The sequence below is a fragment of the Lacrimispora amygdalina genome, assembly GCF_003432035.1.
GTDB lineage: Bacteria > Bacillota > Clostridia > Lachnospirales > Lachnospiraceae > Lacrimispora > Lacrimispora amygdalina.
Genome location: NZ_QOHO01000155.1, coordinates 1 through 1,393, shown reverse-complemented (window position 1 = coordinate 1,393; position 1,393 = coordinate 1). Strand labels below are relative to the sequence as shown.

At 35.0% G+C, this 1,393-nt stretch carries 1 protein-coding gene; it reads right to left on the bottom strand.

From position 1 onward, the window contains the following. Positions 1–142 precede the first annotated feature (142 nt). On the bottom strand, positions 143–409 hold the full coding sequence (locus DS742_RS28635) for a hypothetical protein (RefSeq protein WP_147325905.1): 267 nt from the start codon (positions 407–409) through the stop codon (positions 143–145). Positions 410–1,393 lie beyond the last annotated feature (984 nt).

Sequence of the window (1,393 nt, the reverse complement as noted above, 5' to 3'; positions counted from 1 at the left end):
CTATTAATATTAAAGAAATCATAGATATAACCACAATTTTTCCTATTTTTTTAAGTAAATCTGTCATAAATTTTATCTCACTAATTTAATTACTCTAAATATTAAACACATCTTTTAGTAGTTCCTCTAATATTTATTATTCTTAACCGCCACAAACTCCTATTGGAAACTGCCATATATTAGGGGGAACAGGTGTAAATCCACCAGGAAATGCGGGTATAATTGTATCGCGTCCATTTCCAAATATAAATTCAAAAACTGGCTTTAAGGGTACTCCTGTTATATCTTTTGAAGATGTCCAGGTTAGATTGGAATAAGAATTTAAATCTAGGCTATCAAGAAATTGTGGGGAAAACTTATCTATTCCAAGATTTGAATTACTACTGGAATTTATCTTCAGATCTTCCAAATCACCGCTCCAAGTTTGGTTAATAAAAGCTTCATTGTAGTTATATCCTACACCAGTCGAGCTACTAATTTTTAATTTAGAATTCTTTTCCTTAAAGTATCCTTTTTCTTGCCAAGTTTTAATATCATGATTTTTACCGGAAAGACTACCTCCAAATGAATAATTTGTATTAGGTATATCTATGGAATAATTAATACTCCAACCGGTAAGTTTTCCCTGCCTATCTCTCTCTGCAACTATAATCTCCCCACCTACATGATCTTCATTACTAAATCCTTCATTTTCATAATATTTACCGGCTTTAGGGAAGCTCCTCCTGGAAGCAGGGAAGTTCCTAATTGGCTTGCAATCCGTTTTAAAAAATCCCAGTCCGTCTCTCTGTATTAATAGATTGGTTTTCCAATCTTCCGGTCATCAATATGAAAGATTACATCAGCATTTTGTGTGTCCTATAATACACTTCGCACCAGTTCCTTATAAGTCATATCAATCTTTTGAAATGATCTGTTTTTTTCTTCCAGATCCAGCAACTCCGTAGGCGATATTGCCTCAATCCTTGCTTGATACCCATTTCCTTCCTGCCATATCTCAACATTTCTTATGAAACCGCAAAAGATAGGCGGGACGGCTTTATTACCCCTTTCATCTGCAGCTGAGATTGTTACACTGCTTCCCTCCAGTTTCTGAAAAACCGGAGACTCTCCTGATTCATCCGGTACAGATCCTATGATCCTGGCAGCGGTATGGCAGTTTTTCTCTTAAATTTCTGAAATTCACTGATGTTCAGATCGCTGCTGATTATTAGATTCCCTGATGTTACTGCATTCATAAAATAGCACCTCTCGCATCTGTTTGGACTTTTTTATTAATCAATATGTAATATTATTCTAATGTTACATTATATACCATAAATCGTCAAAATTGTGCTTCATGTAACATTTAACGGGCTACATGTAATTTTTGGTGGTCAATTGCATTCCGAGC